The organism is Rhodococcus sp. IEGM 1351, from assembly GCF_030056875.1.
Lineage (GTDB): Bacteria > Actinomycetota > Actinomycetes > Mycobacteriales > Mycobacteriaceae > Rhodococcus_F > Rhodococcus_F opacus.
Genome location: NZ_JASHKU010000002.1, coordinates 542,700 through 561,679 on the forward strand (window position 1 = coordinate 542,700; position 18,980 = coordinate 561,679).

10 protein-coding genes and 2 tRNA genes are annotated in these 18,980 nt (G+C 68.5%); 7 read left to right on the forward strand and 5 right to left on the reverse strand.

Annotated features, from left to right (window positions below; genetic code table 11):
• The first annotated feature begins 1 nt into the window (after position 1).
• Positions 2–2,026, forward strand: coding sequence for an NADPH-dependent 2,4-dienoyl-CoA reductase (locus tag QM806_RS05730; RefSeq protein WP_005570269.1), 2,025 nt, complete (start codon positions 2–4; stop codon positions 2,024–2,026).
• An 18-nt stretch (positions 2,027–2,044) separates the two neighbouring features.
• The gene (gene cmrA, locus QM806_RS05735) at positions 2,045–2,848 is read left to right on the forward strand and encodes a mycolate reductase (RefSeq protein ID WP_005570268.1); all 804 of its coding nucleotides are present in this window, start codon (positions 2,045–2,047) and stop codon (positions 2,846–2,848) included.
• 63 nt (positions 2,849–2,911) lie between these two features.
• Here the strand turns inward: cmrA and QM806_RS05740 are convergent, their stop codons facing one another.
• Positions 2,912–4,648: a helicase HerA-like domain-containing protein gene (locus QM806_RS05740; protein ID WP_283290689.1), complete on the reverse strand. Its 1,737-nt coding sequence runs from the start codon at positions 4,646–4,648 to the stop codon at positions 2,912–2,914.
• A gap of 85 nt (positions 4,649–4,733) precedes the next feature.
• Between QM806_RS05740 and orn the strand changes: the two genes are divergently transcribed.
• Both orn and QM806_RS05750 read left to right on the forward strand, forming a co-directional pair.
• On the forward strand, positions 4,734–5,333 hold the full coding sequence (orn, locus tag QM806_RS05745) for an oligoribonuclease (protein WP_005570251.1): 600 nt from the start codon (positions 4,734–4,736) through the stop codon (positions 5,331–5,333).
• An 85-nt stretch (positions 5,334–5,418) separates the two neighbouring features.
• Positions 5,419–5,494 (forward strand) — tRNA-His (locus QM806_RS05750).
• A 62-nt stretch (positions 5,495–5,556) separates the two neighbouring features.
• Here QM806_RS05750 and QM806_RS05755 read toward each other — a convergent pair.
• Positions 5,557–6,795: a L,D-transpeptidase gene (locus tag QM806_RS05755; protein ID WP_043791692.1), complete on the reverse strand. Its 1,239-nt coding sequence runs from the start codon at positions 6,793–6,795 to the stop codon at positions 5,557–5,559.
• Between the two features lie 289 nt (positions 6,796–7,084).
• Between QM806_RS05755 and QM806_RS05760 the strand changes: the two genes are divergently transcribed.
• Positions 7,085–7,157 (forward strand) — tRNA-Lys (locus QM806_RS05760).
• Between the two features lie 155 nt (positions 7,158–7,312).
• Here the strand turns inward: QM806_RS05760 and QM806_RS05765 are convergent.
• Positions 7,313–7,534, reverse strand: coding sequence for a DUF3618 domain-containing protein (locus QM806_RS05765; RefSeq protein ID WP_005261991.1), 222 nt, complete (start codon positions 7,532–7,534; stop codon positions 7,313–7,315).
• A gap of 161 nt (positions 7,535–7,695) precedes the next feature.
• Here QM806_RS05765 and bcp point away from each other — a divergent pair, with 161 nt between their 5' ends.
• Positions 7,696–8,169 (forward strand): thioredoxin-dependent thiol peroxidase, encoded by a 474-nt coding sequence (gene bcp, locus QM806_RS05770; protein ID WP_005261992.1) that lies wholly within the window; start codon positions 7,696–7,698, stop codon positions 8,167–8,169.
• 260 nt (positions 8,170–8,429) lie between these two features.
• Positions 8,430–9,119 (forward strand): TetR family transcriptional regulator, encoded by a 690-nt coding sequence (locus QM806_RS05775; RefSeq protein WP_005248286.1) that lies wholly within the window; start codon positions 8,430–8,432, stop codon positions 9,117–9,119.
• 68 nt (positions 9,120–9,187) lie between these two features.
• Here the strand turns inward: QM806_RS05775 and acpS are convergent, their stop codons facing one another.
• A complete protein-coding gene (gene acpS / locus QM806_RS05780; RefSeq protein ID WP_283290692.1) occupies positions 9,188–9,580 on the reverse strand; it encodes a holo-ACP synthase AcpS in 393 nt (130 codons plus the stop codon).
• Between the two features lie 9 nt (positions 9,581–9,589).
• Positions 9,590–18,913 carry a type I polyketide synthase gene (locus QM806_RS05785; RefSeq protein ID WP_064080151.1) on the reverse strand — a complete coding sequence of 3,108 codons (9,324 nt, stop codon included), beginning with the start codon at positions 18,911–18,913 and terminating at the stop codon, positions 9,590–9,592.
• Between the last annotated feature and the right edge of the window lie 67 nt (positions 18,914–18,980).

The following is an 18,980-nucleotide window of genomic DNA, read 5'->3' on the forward strand; positions in this document are numbered from 1 at the left end:
AATGACTCAGTTCCCTCAGCTCCTCGCTCCCCTCGACCTCGGTTTCACGACGCTGAAGAACCGGGTGATCATGGGCTCCATCCACACCGGGCTCGAAGATCGCGCGAAGGACGTTCCCCGTCTGGCCGAGTACTTCGCCGAGCGTGCCCGCGGAGGTGTCGCGCTGATCGTCACCGGCGGATACGCGCCCAACCGGACGGGCTGGCTGCTGCCGTTCGGCGCCAAGCTCACCAACCGTGTCGAGGCCGGGCGGCACCGCGCGATCACGAAGGCGGTGCACGACGAGGGCGGCAAAATCGCCCTGCAGATCCTGCACGCCGGCCGGTACAGCTACCAGCCCTTCAGCGTCTCCGCCTCCTCGATCAAGGCCCCGATCAACCCGTTCCGGCCCCGCAAACTCACCGGCCGCGGCGTCCGCTGGCAGATCCGCAACTTCGTCCGCTGCGCCCGACTCGCGCAGCAGGCGAACTACGACGGCGTCGAGATCATGGGCGGCGAGGGCTACTTCATCAACCAGTTCCTGTGCGAGCGCACCAACAAGCGCACCGACACGTGGGGCGGCACTCCCGAGAACCGCAGGCGGATGGCCGTCGAGATCGTCCGCCGCACGCGCAAGGCGGTGGGCCCGAACTTCATCATCATCTTCCGCCTGTCGATGGCCGACCTCGTCGAGGGCGGTCAGACGTGGGACGAGATCGTCGCGCTGGCACAGGAAGTGGAGGCCGCGGGCGCGACCATCATCAACACCGACATCGGCTGGCACGAATCCCGTGTTCCCACGATCGTGACGTCGGTGCCGCGGGCCGCGTTCGCCGACATCACCGGCAAGCTCGAGAAGCACGTGAGCATCCCCGTGGCCGCGTCGAACCGGATCAACATGCCGGAGGTCGCCGAGGAAATCCTGACCCGCGGCGACGCGCAGCTCATCTCGATGGCACGCCCGATGCTCGCCGATCCCGACTGGGTGCGGAAGGCGGAGGCAGGCACCCCCGACGAGATCAACACGTGCATCGCATGCAACCAGGCCTGCCTCGACCACGCCTTCGTCCGCAAGCACGTGTCGTGCCTGCTGAATCCGCGTGCGGGCCGGGAGACGGAACTGACGCTCTCCCCCACCCGGGCCGCGAAGCGTGTCGCCGTCGTCGGCGCCGGCCCCGCGGGACTGTCCGCGGCGCTCGGCCTGGCACAGCGTGGCCATTCGGTGACCCTGTTCGAAGCGGATTCGGAGATCGGCGGCCAGTTCGGCATCGCCCGCAAGATCCCCGGCAAGGAGGAGTTCGCGGAAACGATCCGGTACTACAACCGCCAGCTTCCGCTCGCCGGTGTCGACGTCCGGCTCGACAGCCGCGTCACCGCGACCGAACTGATCGGCGAGTACGACGAGGTGATCGTCGCGACCGGTGTGACGCCGCGCGTTCCGTCCATTCCGGGTATCGACCACCCGAAGGTGCTCACGTACCCGGAGGTCGTGCGGGGCGGCAAGCCCGTCGGGAAGTCGGTCGCGGTGATCGGAGCCGGCGGGATCGGCGTCGACGTCAGCGAGTTCCTCACCCACGAGCATTCCCCGACGCTCGACCTGAAGGAGTGGAAGCAGGAGTGGGGTGTCACCGAACCCGAAGCGGCGGCGGGCGCCCTCACCACACCCATTCCCGAACCGTCGCCGCGCGAGGTGTACCTGCTGCAGCGCAAGAGCGGCCGGATCGGCGCCGGACTCGCGAAGACCACGGGCTGGGTTCACCGGGCAGCGCTGAAGAACAAGGGCGTGCAGGAACTGTCCGGGGTCAACTACGAGCGCATCGACGACGACGGCCTGCACATCACGTTCGGCGCCAAACGCGAGAAGCCCCGCACCCTTGCCGTCGACAACGTGGTGATCTGCGCAGGTCAGGAATCTGTGCGTGACCTCGTCGACGAACTGACCGTCGCCGGCGTCACCACCCACGTCATCGGCGGCGCCGACGTCGCAGCCGAACTCGACGCCAAACGCGCGATCGAGCAGGGCACCCGGCTCGCCGCGCGCCTCTGACGCACTACGCTGCTGACCGTGAGCTTGCCGAACCCCACTCCCAGTGCCCGCGCCGTCGTGACCGGCGCCTCGTCCGGAATCGGCGAGGCGCTGGCCACCGATCTCGCCTCCCGGGGCCACTCCCTGATCCTCGTCGCACGCCGCGGCGAGGTGATGGAGTCACTCGCCGGGACCCTGCGCGACAAGCACGGCGTCGAGGTCGACGTGCGCGCGTGCGATCTGTCGGATCGCGACGCTCGGGCCACCCTCGTCACCGAACTGTCCGGACGAGAGATCAGCGTCCTGTGCAACAACGCGGGGATCGCCACGTTCGGCCCGGTCGCCGGACTCGATCCCGCGTACGAGCGGGCCCAGGTGGAACTCAACGCCGTTGCGGTGCACGACCTCACCCTCGCGGTGTTGCCCGGGATGCTCGAACGCAAGTCCGGCGCCATCCTCATGGTCGGCTCCGCGGCAGGCAACATGCCCATTCCCCACAACGCCACGTACGCGGCCAGCAAGGCGTTCGTCAACACCTTCTCCGAGTCGCTGCGCGGCGAACTCAAGGGGACGGGAGTGAACGTCACGCTGCTCGCACCCGGCCCGGTCCGCACCGAGGAGCCCGATCCGGCGGAGGCGTCGATCGTGGACAAGCTGGTGCCCGACTTCCTGTGGATCTCCAGCGAATACACCGCCAAGGTGTCGCTCGACGGGCTGGCCGACAACAAGATGCGCGTCGTGCCCGGCATCATCAGCAAGGCGATGTCCGTTGCCGGGCAATACAGCCCGCGCGCGGTGGTCGCCCCGATCGTCGGAACGTTCTACAAGAAGCTGGGCGGATGACCCCCGGGTGAATGTACCGGTCACCCCTGCCGAGGCGCTGAAAGGTACATTCGCCCAGCGTTTCTAGCGCCTGCGACGTTTTCCCGTCCCGAAGATGCTGCGGGAGATCTCGCGGCCGGCGGCCGACGCGGCCGAGCGGAGGAAGCTCTTCACCACGGAGTTCCCGAGAATCTGCTCGGCCATGTTCGGCCCCTCCGGCTGAGCGGGCGGCGGTGGCGGCAGGTCGGGCAGCGGGGGCAGGTCGAGGCCCGGTTCCGTGGCCGGTGCCCCGGCGACCTTCGCCGTCAGCTTCTCGTACGCCGATTCCCGGTCGACGGTCTGCCGGTACTTCGCCGACAGCGGGCTCGACGACGCCGCCGCCGTGATCGCGTCGTTGCCGATGGCGTCCATCAGCGAGCGGGGAGGCCGAATCCTCGTCCACGCCACCGGCGTCGGCGCGGCCCGTTCCGACAGGACCGTGACGATCGCCTCACCGATGCCCAGTGAGGTGAGAGCTTTCTCGAGGTCGTAGTTCTCGGTGGTCGGGTACGTTCGTACCGTTTTCGTCAGTGCCTTCTGGTCGTCGGGGGTGAAGGCGCGCAGCGCGTGCTGGATCCGCGCGCCGAGCTGCGACAGCACCGCATTCGGGACGTCCGTCGGCAACTGGGTGCAGAAGAACACCCCCACTCCCTTGGAGCGGATGAGCTTCACGGTCTGTTCCACCTGCTGCAGGAACGCCTTCGACGCGTCCGCGAAGAGCAGGTGCGCCTCGTCGAAGATGAAGACGAGCTTGGGTTTGTCGAGATCGCCTTCCTCGGGCAACGTCTGGAACAGGTCGGCCAGCACCCACATCAGGAAAGTGGAGAACAATGCCGGGCGCGCGGCCTGGGCGCCCAACTCGAACAACGTGATCACGCCTTTGCCGTCGAGCACCCGGAGCAGGTCCTCGGTCTCGAGCTCGGGCTCCCCGAAGAACGTGTCGCCGCCGTCCGCTTCGAGATTGACGAGGGCCCTGAGGATCACGCCGGCCGTGGCCGGGGACACGCCGCCGATGCCCTTCAGATCGGCCTTGCCCTCGGCGCTGATGAGATGCGCGATGACCGATCGCAGATCCAACAGGTCGAGCAGCGCGAGCCCCTGAACGTCGGCCCAGTGGAAGATCAGCCCCAGCGTGGACTCCTGAGTCTCGTTGAGCCCGAGAACCTTGGCGAGCAGGATCGGCCCGAACGCCGTGATGGTCGCGCGGACGGGAATGCCCAGGCCTTCCGTTCCCAGCGAGAGGAATTCGACCGGGGATCCCGCCGGCCGCCACTCGCCGTCACCCGTCTCGGACGCTCGGGCCGTGATCTTGTCGCCCGCCGCACCCGGCTGCGACAGGCCCGACAGGTCGCCCTTCACGTCGGCCATCACCACGGGAACCCCTGCAGCCGACAACTGCTCGGCAATACCCTGCAGCGTCTTCGTCTTTCCCGTCCCGGTGGCGCCGGCGACGAGTCCGTGCCGGTTGACCGTCGCGAGCGGGATGCGCACCCGGGCCGCCGGATCCACGGCGCCGTCGAGAACCACCGTTCCCAGCTCCAGAGCCGCACCCTCCGACGAGTATCCGGCCGCGATGTCCGCGGCGGCACCGGACGGGGCGGCGACGTCTGCGGGAGCACGGTTCTCCGCAGCCTCCGCGTCCCGGGCATCCTGCTCCGCCGCCTCTGCCGCTGCCGCGGCCTCCGCCGCGATCCTGGCCGCTTCGGCGGCCGCCGCCCTCGCCGCCGCCGCCCTTTCCGCCGGCGTCGAGGTCGCGTCGCCGTCCTGCGATTGCCGGGTCATCCAAGCCCTCCTCGGATCACGCACGTCGGGAGAAAGTGTCCACCGCAAACCTTATCCCGTCACTCACGTGACTACTGTGTTCCTGGTGCAGGACAAACTTGTGTGGATCGACTGTGAAATGACCGGGCTCCGGCTCGGCACCGACAAGCTGATCGAGATCGCAGCTCTGGTCACGGACAGCGAGCTGAACGTGCTCGGTGAGGGTGTCGACATCGTCATCCACGCCGACGACGACGCGCTCGCGGCCATGCCCGACGTGGTGACCAAGATGCACGAGAACTCGGGGCTGACCGACGAGGTCCGGAAGTCCACGGTCACGCTCGCCGAGGCCGAGCAGCAGGTGCTCGCCTACATCCGCGAGCACGTGCCGGTCGCCGGGACGGCGCCGCTCGCAGGCAACTCGATCGCGACCGACCGCGGATTCATCGCCCGCGACATGCCGGACCTCGACACCTACCTGCACTACCGGATGATCGACGTCAGCTCCATCAAGGAACTGTCCCGGCGCTGGTACCCGCGGATCTACTTCGGTCAGCCCGAAAAGGGTCTCGCCCACCGCGCCCTGGCCGACATCAAGGAGTCGATCCGGGAACTGAAGTACTACCGGAAGACGGCGTTCGTGCCCGAGCCCGGACCGTCTACCAGCGACATCGCCGCCGTTGTCGAGGAACTCGGGCCCGCCTGAGATACCGATTGGCTTCTCGGGCACCGGACGCGCTAGTATCTTCCTCGCCGAAGTTACTGCCCCCGGGCGGTGCCTGAAGCACATGGTGAGTGTAGTTCAGTTGGTAGAGCACCAGGTTGTGATCCTGGCTGTCGCGGGTTCGAGTCCCGTCACTCACCCCAAACGGAAAGCCCCCGGCCTCGGCCGGGGGCTTTCCTCTTTGCGATTGGTCTGACGCCTGCTGTCAGGCGTTGGCGTTGCCCGCCTTCCAGACATCCCACGGGATGTTCCAGTCACCGAGGCCGTCCGTACCCGACAGCGTGCCGCCCAGCGTGTTCTTGACGATCACGATGTCGCCGCGCTTCGTGTTGTCGTACACCCACTTCGCGTTGGACGGGCTGAGATTCAGGCAGCCGTGGCTCGCGTTCGAGTAGCCCTGCTGCCCCACCGACCACGGCGCCGAGTGGAAGAAGATGCCGCTGTAGGACATTCGCGTGGCCCAGTCGACGGGAGTCTTGTATCCCTGCGGGGAGTTGACCGGCACGCCGTAGGTGGACGAGTCCATGACGAGGTTCGCGAACCGGTCGCCGATGATGTAGACGCCGTTGTCGGTGGGTGTGTCGTCCTTACCCATCGACGTGGGCATCGTCATGATCACTTCGCCGTTGCGCTCGAACGTCACCTGCTTGGTGTTGTCGTCCGCCGTCGCGATCAGGGCGTCGCCGATGGTGAAGGCCGTGTGGACGTCCTCCTGCCCGAACAGTCCGTCACCGAGATCACGGCCGTACACGGCGACCTTGACGTCCACGGCCGTGCCGGGCGCCCAGTAGCTCTGCGGACGCCACCGCACCTCACGGTTGTTCACCCAGTAGAACGCGCCCTCGACGGGCGGATTCGTCGTGACGCTTATGCCGGCCTCCGCGGCCTTGCGGTCGGGGATGTTCTCGTCGAACTGGACCGCGATCGGCTGACCGATGCCCACCACGTCGCCTTCCGACGGCATCACGTACGGCTTGGTGACGTTGCCGGGAGCGCTGGTGGTGAACGCGGATGTCGAGGTGGTGCCCCCGCCGAGTCCGTTCGCCTTCACCTCGAGCCGGTACTCCTTGTCGTAGCCCAGCGGCTCCGTGTTGACCCAGGACAACCCGTCGGGGGCGATGGCGCCGTCGACCGTCTCGCCCTCCGGGTTGAGCATGGTGACCGCCGCCAGCGTGCCGTCGGCCACCGTCACCGTCACCGGCTGTCCGGGCGAGAATCCCACCGCACCATCGACGGCCGACGCCGTCAGCTTCGGCTTGATGAGCTCGGTGACCGGATTGGAATCGATCGGCGCCTCACCTTCCGACGTGACGCTGTCGGCACCGGAGACGGTGCACCCCGCGATCGACAATGCGAATACGAGTGATGCCGCCACAATCGTCGCCGTCTTCGAGACGGATCTCACCGATTGCGCACGCACGCGCCCGCCACGCCCCACACCCATGGATAACCCCACTTCACGTCCTCGCTCCGAATTCACGTTCAAGCCGGCACGTCCCTCGCCTTCGCGAGACGAATCAGCACGTCGAGACCGTGTGGTCTCCAATGATGCCAGCCACTGGAGACCGGTTCCAACCAAGCGCCGAGCCGCTCAATAACGTTCGAATATCAATCGTGACCAGCGGCGCTCTCGTTACGCGCCACCGTGCGGACCGGGTCGCCATGGGCAGTCGCCACCAGGCGATTTGCATTCCCGAGAAGCGACCCGCTAATGTTCTGTCTCGCAAGAGCGAGCGCCTATAGCTCAGTTGGTAGAGCAAGTGACTCTTAATCACTGGGTCCGGGGTTCGAGTCCCTGTGGGCGCACTTGCACGAAGGCCCCCATCCTCTCACGAGGATGGGGGCCTTTCTCGTGTCACCATCTCAACGCACCGCTCGGGCGGTCAGATGACGAACGGGCCGCCGGAACGTGAAGTCACTGCGAACTTCACATCCGACGGCCCGTTGTCGACGAGGGTCGTTCAGCGCAACGCTTTGCGGAGCACCAGGAGCCCTGCCACCGCACCCACGGCGATCAGTCCGTACTTGACCGCCGGCTCGTTCAGCTTCGCGATCATCGTGCGCTTCGTGTTCTCCACGAGACGCTTCGGGTTGGTGCGGACCGTCAATTCGTCGAGAGTGCTCGCGAGCTGATTGCGCGCGTTCTCGATCTCACGCTCGATGCTCTCGGTGTCCCTGGGCACGTGTCCTCCAACTTGTTCGACTGGTTCGATCAGCGAGAGCGACGCTACCGCGACGATCCCACACTTGCGTCAACCGTAGACGAGAACTCCCGACCTGCGACTCCGTCTCCCCCGATCGCGCTTCGGGCCACGTCCACACCTTCCCGGTAGCCTGACTTCTCGTGACCGACAACAACAGACTCGCCCCCGGAGACACCGCACCCGCCTTCACGCTGCCCGACGCCGACGGCAACGACGTGTCGCTCGCCGACTACCGCGGCCGCAAGGTCGTCGTGTACTTCTACCCGGCGGCGAGCACGCCGGGCTGCACCAAACAGGCCTGCGACTTCCGCGACAACCTGGCCGACCTGAACGGCGCCGGCCTGGACGTGATCGGCATCTCCCCCGACAAGCCGGCGAAGCTGGCCAAGTTCCGCGACAACGAGGGACTGACGTTCCCCCTCCTGTCCGATCCCGACAAGGCCACACTCGAGGCGTGGGGCGCATTCGGCGAGAAGAAGATGTACGGCAAGACGGTGCAGGGTGTCATCCGCTCCACGTTCCTCGTCGACGAGGACGGGAAGATCGAAGTGGCCCAGTACAACGTCCGCGCCACCGGCCACGTCGCGAAACTGCGCCGGGACCTGTCCGTCTGATCCACGCGACGGGCGGCTGCATCGTCAGCCGCCCGCGACCCATCCGAAACGGTCCGTGGCCTGCTGTCGGGCACACACGCCGACGCCACGGCACTGCCCGCGGCGTTGTGGTGGGTCGGAATCTCAGCGAGCGGCCACTTGTGGCCGATCACATCGGTCACGCCCGAAACGGCGCGACGAGTCTCCTCGCCCAGGTGAAACCCGACGCGTCACCGGGAGGGATCTTCGGAATCCGGACGAAAGACGGATAGCCTTGGGCGGTGGAGTCTTCAGTCAGCAAGCAAGCGCCGCGCCGAGTGGACCCGGCGTTGGAGCTGCAGTCGGACCCGCAGGAACTCCTGCCCCGCAGACGGCCGACCCAGGAACGTAGTCGCCGGAAGTTCGACGCGCTGCTCACGGCATCGCGGGAGTTGCTGGTGGACGTGGGATTCGAATCGTTCACGTGCGAGGAGGTCGCCGCACGCGCGGACGTCCCGATCGGCACCCTCTACCAGTTCTTCGCGAACAAGTACGTGATCGTCTGCGAACTCAACCGGCAGGACCTCGTCGGAGTCCAGCACGAGATCGCCCAGTTCAACGGTGAGGTCCCGTCCCTCGACTGGCTGCGGTTCCTCAATTCCTTCGTCGACCACATGGCGGGCCTGTGGACGTCCGACCCGTCGAGGCGCGAGGTGTGGCTGGCGATGCAGTCGACGCCGTCGACGCGCGCCACCGGTGCCATCCACGAGAAGGCGTTCGCGGAGCAGGTGTCACGGATGCTCGCGCCGCTCACCCCGCAGACATCGCGGGAGCGGCGCACGATGATGGCCGAGGTGCTCGTCCACGTCGTGTACTCGATGCTCAACTTCTCCGTGCAGGACAATCAGAGCCACGCGGACGCCGTCGCCGAACTCAAACGGCTGATGGTGGCATACCTGTTGGTCGCGGAGAAGGAATCGCGCTCCACCTAGGCGCTACGCGCCTGTGCGCCCTTCCGGTTGCCGGAGCTACCAGAAAGGCGCACGGGCGCCGAAGGCGCCTACAGCGACTCGATGACGGCGAACGCGCCCGCCATGTCTCCGTCGTGTGTGAGGGAGATGTGAATCTTCACGTCGGTCAGATGCTTGCCGACGTCTCCGCGTAAGCGGATACTCGGTCGCCCCCACGCATCCGTCACCACCTCGATCAGGTGGTGGATCATCTCGGGCAGCACCGGCGGGCTGGCGAAGAGAGACGTGGACCAGGCCTTGATCACTGCCTCCTTCGCAGCCCACCGGGCGGCGAAATGTCTAGCCGGATCGGAGCTCCGGGTCACGGCGTCCCGACGCTCGCCCGGTGTGAAGTTGTCGAGCATGGCCGTCCCTGGCCGGTCCAGCTGCTCGGCGAACTCCGACACCGTCACGAGATCGAAGCCGATCCCCAGAACTCCCATCCGTCGTTCCTACTTGCAGCCGGGCAGACCCGAGCTGTACACGTCGTCCGCTCCGAGGCGCGCGGCCTCGGTGAGCAGGACGTCCGCCTCGAGCTGACGGGACGCTGCGGCCGGGACGCTGTCGCCGCCGAAGCGACGATCCGCCGGACGCTCGTACAGGCTGCCGCCGCCGACCATGGCCTTCGCCAGTCGACGCTGACCCTCGACGGTGCGCTTGCGTGCCTGCTCGAGGTACGCCTCACGCTTGTCGGCCGGGATGGCCTCGACGAACGCCTGCGAGTGCACGACCGCGACCATGCCGGACACGTGCCCGAAGCCGAGGCTGGTCAGCAGACCGGCCTTCAGCGCGAACTGCTCGCCGAAGCGGAGCGGCTCTCGAGCCCACACGAGGTGTTCGAACTCGGCCATCTTCTCGTCGACGCAGTCGAGGCTGCGGTTCGGCGGAACGATGCCCTGGTCGAGCACCTGGCAGAGACCGATCAGCTGGAACGCGGCGGCACCACCCTTGGCGTGTCCGGTGAGGCTCTTCTGCGAGACCACGAACAGCGGTGCACCTTCGCTGCGGCCGAGTGCCCCGGCGAGGCGCTCGTGCAGCTCCGCCTCGTTGGGATCGTTGGCCGCGGTGGACGTGTCGTGCTTGGAGATCACCGAGATGTCGTCGGCACTGACACCGAGCTTGCCGAGGGACTGGGCGAGCTGCGAATCCGCTCCCCCACGACCCGCGCCGAGCGCACCGATTCCGGGAGCCGGGATCGACGTGTGGACACCGTCCGCGAACGAGCCGGCGTAGGCGACCACACCGAGGACGGGCAGGCCCATCTCGAGTGCCAGGTCACCGCGGGCCAGCAGGATCGTGCCACCACCCTGCGACTCGACGAACCCGCCGCGACGACGGTCGTTGGCCCGGGAGAATCGACGGTCGTCGATGCCCTTGGCCCGCATGTCGTCGGTCTTGGCCGTGGCGGACATGTCACCGAATCCGATGATGCCCTCCGCGCTGAGGTCGTCGAACCCGCCGGCGACCACGAGCTGGGCCTTGCCGAGCTTGATCTTGTCGACGCCCTCTTCGACGGACACCGCGGCCGTGGCGCACGCCGCAACCGGGTGGACCATGGCGCCGTAACCGCCGACGTAGGACTGGACCACGTGCGCCGCAATCACATTCGGCAAGGCTTCCTGCAGGATGTCGTTCGGCCGGTTCTCGCCGAGCAGCGTGTCGATGTACAGCGACCTCATGGAGGTCATGCCGCCCATGCCGGTGCCCTGGGTGTTGGCGACCAGCGAGGGGTGCACCCACCGCAGCAGTTCGCTGGGCGTGAACCCACCGGTGAGGAACGCGTCCACCGTGGCGACGATGTTCCACAGGCCCACGCGGTCGACGGAGTCGGCCATGTCGGCGGGGATGCCCCACTTGGTGACGTCGAATCCGGTCGGGATCTGACCACCCACGCTGCGCGTGAGCTTCATCTTGCGGGGGACGCGGATCTCGGTGCCCGCACGGCGGGTGACCTGCCAGTCACCGCTGTCCGGGACCGGCGTCGCGACCGTGTTCTCCGGGTCGGCCTCGACGAAGGCCAGTGCCTCCGCCTCGGTGCTGACCACGAAGCTCAGGTCCTTGTCGAGGAAGACCGACGTGAGGAGCGGTGCGGTGTTCTCGACCATGGCGCCGTCGTCCGCGTAGCGGCGGATGCCGCAGCGCTCGACGACTGCGTCGTGGTACTTGTCCGCGATCTCGGCCTCCGGAACCAGTTCCCCGGTCTCGGCGTCGTACCAGCCTGCGGACGGCGTGGTCTCCCACACGACGAGTCCGGTGTTCCAGGCGAGTTCGAGAACGCCTGCCGCCGAAAGCTCTTCGTCGACCTCCATCTCGAAGCGGGTACGCGAGGAACCGAACGGTCCGAGCTCACCGGCGCCGACGATGACGACGAGGTCCTCCGGAGCCGCGGTGACGCCGGACCAGGCCGGTGCCACCGACGCGGAGACCCGCGGCGGGGCGGGGAGAGCCGCGATGGTGTCGAGCTCGTCCGCATCTGCGTCGGCCTCGGCGGCTGCGGTCGCAGCTTCCTGAGCCTGCTTCGCCAGCGCGGGCAGGTCCAGGTTCGCCTGGGCGAGCCCACCGGTCAGATCGGCCGCGAGCGGCTCGGTGGAGGCGAGGCGACGTGCCTCGGGCTCGCACCACTGCAGCAGCTCGGTGGCCATTTCCTGGGTGGACCAGGTACGGACTCCGGCACCTTCGACGGCCTCGACCAGCGGGTCGTTGCCGCCCATGAGGCCGGTTCCGCGGACCCAGCCGATGAGAGCGTGCACCAGGGTGACGCGCTCGGCCCAGTTGCGCTCGGCCTTCCAGCGGCCGACCACTGCGTCCAGCGCGGCCTTGGCCTCGCCGTACGCACCGTCGCCACCGAACAGGCCGCGGTTCGGGGAACCGGGCAGGACCACGTGCAGGTGGGTGTCTACGTCACGGTCGTAACCGATCTTCGACAGTCCGCCGATCAGGCGCTCCACCGACCAGAGGAGAACGCGCATCTCCATTTCGGCGCGGGCGCCGGCGTCGGCGAGGTCGCCTGCCACGCGGGGCGCGGCGAACGGGAACAGCAGCGTCGGGGTGACCGCTTCCTTGACGAGCTTCTTCGATCCACCGGCCGTCTCGTACTGGGCTTCACCGATCCACTCGATGAGCGCGTCGATGTCCGTGTAGGACGCCATGTTCGCGGGGACCACCCACAGGGCGGCACCGGCGCGAGCAGTGCGGCGGTAGAGGTCGCGGTAGAAGCCGAGACGCTTGTCGTCGAGACGCGAGGTGGTCACGAAGACCGTCGCGCCGCCGGCGAGGAGCTTGCCTGCGACCGAGGCCGCGATGGAGCCCTTGCTGGCACCGGTGACGACGGCGACCTGGTCTGCCCATTCCGGGGTCTCGTCGGTGACGACGGCTGCCGCCTCCGCGATGCGTCCGTACTTCTCGGCCAGGGCCGTGCGACCCTCGTCGGTTGCGCGGGCCTGCCACCATGCGGCCTGCGCCGCAACGGACTTGCCTGCACCGGCGAAGCCTTCGATCTCGAGAGACTCCACGCCTGCCGCGTCGATCCACAGACGAGCGAGGTCCTCACGTGCGCTGGCCCAACGGTCGTCGAGCAGGACCGCCCGCTTGGCGTCGAACGCCGGAGCGACCAGGCGCGGCCAGTCGGAGCCGAGTTCCGCCGACACGAGGTCGACGAGTTCGGTGTCGGTCGGTTGCGCTGCCGTCGCAGTGTCGCCTGCGAAGCCGAGCTGCTCGAGCACGAGGCGGGCGGCCGAGGCCAGCACGCCGTCGCGGCCCGTGATGTGCTCGGTGAACTCGCCCAGTGCCGCGGCGTCGACGGTGCCACCGGCTCCGCCACCCGAGGACGGGAGGGAGACGCTGATCCCGCGGCGCGAGGCCACTGCGGCCACTGCGCTGTCGATGACGGCGTCGACTGCGGCGCCGTCGGCGAGACCGCCGCCGGCCAGGCCGCCGAGGTCACCACCACGGATGCTGGAACCGTCGCGGGTTCCGAGCGCCACCTCGGCGGTGACGTGGTAGGCCCAGCCGTCGCCGAGTTCCCAGACCTTCTTCACACGGTCCGCGATGGCCGCCGGGCGACGACCCGAGGGGCCGAAGACCTTGCGGAGGTGATCGTTGATCGAGTCGGACAGCACCGGGCCGAACGGCTTGTACGTGCGGGCCAGGGAGTCGACCGTGCCGGCGAGCGAGCCCATGTCGGCGTCAGCGGCACCGTCGATCGCGCCGAGCGAGAGCTCGGAGCCGAGGTCGACGAGCAGCTGGTTACGCCGCGAGGACACGCCGTCGCACAGCGCCTCGATCGTGTCGACGGGGCCGACCTGATCGGGACGGAGCTTGGTCCACAGGCTGATCAGAACCTTGGTGGCGTCGGCGGCCTTGAACGCGATGTCGTCGGGACGCGGTCCACCGGACGGTGCCGCGGCCGGGGCCGGGGCGGCGGCGGGTGCGGCCGATGCGGCGGGCGCCTCGGCTGCGGGTGCTGCGGGCTCGTCGTCCTCGACCGGCGCCGGATCGACGTCGGTGGAGTACACGATGGACGCTTCACGCTCGATGTTGAGGACCTCGACCGGGTAGCCGAAGCGGCCCGGCAGCTTCAGGGTCTGCGACGCGAGGTTCGCGACGGTCGGGACGGAGCCCAGACCGATCTCCACGAACCGCTCGACACCCAGTCCACCCTCGGACTCGTCGGCGAACAGCAGGTCCTGCGTCTCGATCCAGCGCACCGGGCTGGCGAACTGCCAGGCCAGGAGCTCGGTGAGGACCACGCGGGTGAGCTGGACCGGCTTCTTCGCCCAGGAGTCGAAGTCCTTCAGCACCTTGTCGAGGGGCTTCGACGGCACCAGGTCGGCGATCTCCTGCACGAACTCCTTCTTCAGGGAGAACGGCTTGGGGACCAGGTTCGGGATGTAACGCCCGATCAGGATGGCCGGGTCGATGTCCTGCGGAAGCAGTTCCTCGAGACGTCCGCGGAAGTCGTCGACACCGCCGCGGAGCACCGTCGAGTGGAACGGGACGTCGATGCCCGGGACCATGATGTACGCGCGCTTGCCACCGAAAGCCTCACGGCGGATGTCGATTTCGACCTCCAGCGCGTTGAGTCCGGCGACCGTACCGGCGATGGCGTACTGCGAGCCACGCAAGTTCAGGTTCACGATCTGCAGGAACTCACCGGTCGCCTCGGCGACACCGGCGACGAACGCCTCGACGTCGTCGTCGGCCAGACCGATCTGCGACGGGCGGATGGCAGCCATCCGGTAGTCGGAGCGGCCGGCCTCGTCGCGGGGTACGAGTGCGTGCATCGCGGAGCCACGCTGGAAGACCACCTCGAGAACGGCTTCGAGAGGCAGCACACCGGCGACGGCGGCGAGGGCGTTGTACTCACCGACCGAGTGGCCTGCGAGCAGGGCACCCTCGACGAAGGCACCGGATTCGCGGAGCTCGGCAACCTGAGCCACACCGAGCGTCGCCATCGCGACCTGGGTGAACTGGGTCAGGTGCAGAACACCGTCCGGGTGCTTGTGCTCGACACCGCGGGCCTTGACGACCGTCGGGTTGTCGCGGACCACGGCGAGGATCGAGAAGCCGAGGGCCTTGCGGGTGTGCTTGTCGGCGCGGTCCCAGATCTCACGGGCGGCCTTGGAGCGGGCGCGGGCGTCGAGGCCCATGCCGGGACGCTGGATGCCCTGTCCGGGGAACGCGTAGACGGTCTTCGGGGCGGCGGTGCGACCCGTTGCGACCATCACCAGTTCACCGTCGATGCGGCAACCGACCTCGACGATCTCGGCGCCACGGTCCACCGCGATGCGGTCGACGCGGACGTCGATCTCGGCGCCCGGGCGAACCATGCCCAGGAAGCGTGCGGTCCAGGCGGTGAGGCGACGCGGCGGCGTCTTGGTCTCGGCCGGATCCACGGCGGTGACGACCTGCTGGGCGGCGGCGGAGAGCCACATGCCGTGCACGATCGGGCTGCCGAGGCCGGCGAGCAGTGCCGCGTTGTCGGAGGTGTGGATCGGGTTGTGGTCGCCCGACACCTGGGCGAAGGAGCCCATGTTGCGGGGAGCGACGATCGTGGTGTCGCGGCGACGACGACGCGGGGTGTCGACGGCCTCGTCACTCAGCGAGCCACCGGCGCGGGCCGGGTCGGTCAGTTCGCCCTTGCCGGTGCGGCCGCGGATCGCGAAGCGCTCCGACAGGGTGACGACGGCAGGCGCGTCCAGGCCCTCGCCGAGCATGGCGCCGACCTCGACCTTGACCTCGACGACGCGGCCCAGGTCGGTGTCGAGAACCGAGGCGACCTCGGCCTTGACGACGAGAATGCTGGTCTCCGAAGGCAGTTCGCCGACGAAATCGACGCTGTGGTCCAGGTGGACCAGGTCGAGCATGCCCTCGATGACGGACAGCGAGTCCTCGGTCTTGGCAGCACCGAGCACGGCGAACACGGCCGGCCAGCAAGCACCGACGACCACGTCCGGGACGGCCTTGCCGCTGACGCTCAGCGTCGTGGGCAGACCCGAGCCGGTGACACCGGCATGGTCGGCGACCAGGTCGGGCGTCCAGGCGAGGTTGAGGCGTGCGACACCGTTCTTGACGGCGGGCAGTTCCTGACCGGCCGCGACCGCGAGGAGTGCGGTCATCGACTTCTCGGCGTCGGCCTCGGTGACCACGGGAGCGCCACCGTCCGCGACGGACGCGGGAACGGTGATGGTGATCTGGACGGACTTGGCTGCCACCAGCGGGACGGTGAGGAGCACCTGCTGGTCGTCGATGACGGACAGCTCGGCACCGGTGGTCTCGTGCACCGCGAGGGTGTCGGACTCGATCGACCACTTGTCGAGGTCACCGAGCCGGCGAACCGGGTTCAGCGTCAGGCGCGAGGCCCACTGGATGTCGGGAGCCGACAGCACGGTGTCGAGGAGGCCGCGGGCGATGTCCGCGTGACGGCGTGCGGGCAGCGACAGCGGCGCGACACCGGCCGTGACCAGCTCGTCGTACGTGGCCTTCTCGAAGCGGTCCAGCAGCTCGCCGACAGGCTCGTCGACGCGCGTGATGCCGGCGACGGCGACGGTGCCGGGGATGACGCAGACCTGGTCGGCCGTGTAGCGAGGATCGTGTGCCTGCCACAGCGAGTCGGAACGCCACCAGCGGCGGACGTCACCGTCGACGACGGGCACGAAGTTGACCGGCTTGCCGGGGGTCTTGCACAGCGAGACGAAGAAGGAGACGTCCGCGGGGTGCAGAACCGTGGTGGCGTAGTCGGGGTACTGCGCCTGCAGGGCGCAGACGGCCGCCTCGGGACGCTCGAGAATCGCGTCGTCGGCGAACAGGGTGGGGATGGGGCCACGATCGACCGGGTGCAGACGCGACTCGGTGCGCTGCAGCATCTCGCCGAAGCGCGCACGCCAGGTGATGTCGAGCCACGGGCTCGAGGTGGCCTCGGTGATGGCGTCCTGGAGGTCGGTGCCGCAGTCGAATGCCTTCGCCGCGTCGATGCCGACGGCCAGCTCGAGGTAGCGGCGCAGCCACTGCTCGTACGTCATGGTCGCGACGTCGCCGAAGTACGGCTTCGCCGTGATGTTCAGTGCCTCGATGATCTCGTCGCGACGCTCGGCGACGGCGTCGGCGTCTCCGGCGACCTCGTCGAGCAGACGGCCGGTGCGGGACGCTGCGTTGTCGATCTCGTGGATGTCGGCGCCGAGCTGGCTGCGGCCGGAGGCCATGCCGCCCTCGGCGGTGCCTGCTCCGACCCAGTCCGGAGTACCGGGGGTGTCGACGAGGAGCTGCTTCACCTCGGCAGAGGTGGTCGCCTCGAGGGTGGCCATGGCGGCGGTACCGACCAGGATGCCGTCCAGCGGCATGGCCGGGAAGCCGTGTGCAACGGACCAGCGGCCGGTCAGGTAGTCGGCAGCCCGCTCGGGCGTGCCGATGCCGCCACCGACGCACAGGACCAGGTTCGGCCGGGTACGCAGCTCGGCGTAGGTGTCGAGGAGCAGGTCGTCCAGGTCTTCCCACGAGTGGTGGCCGCCGGCGCGGCCGCCCTCGATGTGGGCGATGACGGGGAACGAGGGAACCTCGTTGGCGATGCGGATGACCGAGCGGATCTGCGCGACCGTGCCCGGCTTGAACGCGACGTAGCTGAAGCCGGCATCGGTGAGGTCGCCGATGATCGAGACGGCGTCCTCGAGCTCGGGGATACCGGCGGTGACGACGACACCGTCGAACGGGGCGCCCGCGGCGCGGGCCTTCGGCACGAGGCGCTTGCCACCGACGTGGAGCTTCCACAGGTAGGGGTCGAGGAACATCGAGTTGAACTGCACAGCGCGGCCCGGCTCGAGCAGCCCGGTGAGCTTCTCGACGTTGTCGGCGAAGATCTGCTCGGTGACCTGGCCACCGCCGGCGAGCTCGGCCCAGTGGCCTGCGTTGGCTGCTGCGGCGACGATCTTCGGGTCGACCGTGGTCGGGGTCATACCGGCGAGCAGGATCGGCGAACGACCGGTCAGCTTCGTGAACGCGGTCTCGACGCCGATGCGACCGCCCGGCAGCGACACCGGCTTCGGGAGGAACTCGGTCCACGCGGCGGGAACCTCGGGGGTTGCGCCCGGCGTGAGCAGGTTGCGGTGACCGCCACGGGTCGCGGCGGCAACGATGCCGACGCCCTGGCCGCGGACACTGGCCGACGTCATGCGGGTGAGGAGGTCACCGGGTCCGAGGTCGAGGATCCACGCGGCACCGGCTTCGAGGGTGCTGTCGACGGCAGCAACCCAGTCGACGGGATCGACCAGGCAGGCGCTCGTGAGAGCGCGGGCCTTCTCCTCGTCGAGACCGCAGCGCACAGCCCACTGGCCGACGATGTCGATCGTCTCCGCGAGTGCGGGGTGGTGGAAGCCGATCTCGACCGCGAGGGGCTCGAAGACAGGCGCGAAGATGGAGCCGCCACGCTTCTTGGCGTCGCGCTCACGGGCCTCGTCGGCCTCGATCTGCTCGCACCGCTGCTGAACGCGTGCCAGCTGGGCGGGCGGGCCGGACAGCACGACACGGCGACGGGCGTTACGGATGCCGAGGACGGCTGCACGCTCGGGCTCGAGGCCCTCGGCGAGCTCCTCGACGATCTGACGCAGTCGTTCCGGGTCGACGTTCGATACAGCGAGCATCGGGGTGGAGTCGGCGGCGGCGATCACTCCGCGACGACGGCCGACGAGGCCGGCAGCCGCACCGATGAGCTGAGCGAGGGCGAGGAGTTCGCCGTCCTTCTGACCCGAGGAGGCAACGGCCTCCGCGGCGAGGAGCCCCTGGGAGTGGCCGATCACCGACACGGGAGCCGTAACCGCGGGATCGAGGCCCTGAGCAGCCAGCGCACGCAGCGCTGCGATCTGGGTGAGGAAGACGCCGGGGAGAGACACCGCCGCCGAGGTGAGGGCTGCCGCGGAGGGACCGGCCGCCTGGGCGCCGTCCTCTTCGTCGGCGAGTTCCTGCTCGAGGATCCAGGCGATGGGGTCGAATCCGACCGGGCGCACGACGAGGAGTTCCTGCGCCACGGGGGCCAGGTAGTCGGCCGCGTCGTTGACGATCGTGGTGAGTGCCGGCTCGAGTCCGTTGTCGCGGCTCAGTTCCTCCAGCGAGCTCAGCCAGGGCGCGCCCTGACCACCGAAGGCGAGCGCGTACGGCTCACCTCCGAGCAGACGATCCACGAGGGTGCCCTTGCTCGACGACCGAGTGTCGTCCCGGTCTACGCCGATGCGCCGCGAACCCTTCGAGTTTTTTCCGTTTCCTGCGGGTGTCGTGTCGTCAATCGTCACGCGTATGTCCTCTCCTGGTCCCCTCTGGGGGGAGGTGGGGATAGTGTCTGCCGCCCTCGGCATCGTG

Bases quoted from the DNA above. Each gene is read 5' to 3' on its own strand.
- QM806_RS05730 (WP_005570269.1), top strand. From the start codon at position 2: ATGACTCAGTTCCCTCAGCTCCTCGCTCCCCTCGACCTCGGTTTCACG.
- QM806_RS05740 (WP_283290689.1), bottom strand. From the start codon at position 4,648: ATGACCCGGCAATCGCAGGACGGCGACGCGACCTCGACGCCGGCGGAA.
- QM806_RS05755 (WP_043791692.1), bottom strand. From the start codon at position 6,795: ATGGGTGTGGGGCGTGGCGGGCGCGTGCGTGCGCAATCGGTGAGATCC.
- acpS (WP_283290692.1), bottom strand. From the start codon at position 9,580: ATGGGAGTTCTGGGGATCGGCTTCGATCTCGTGACGGTGTCGGAGTTC.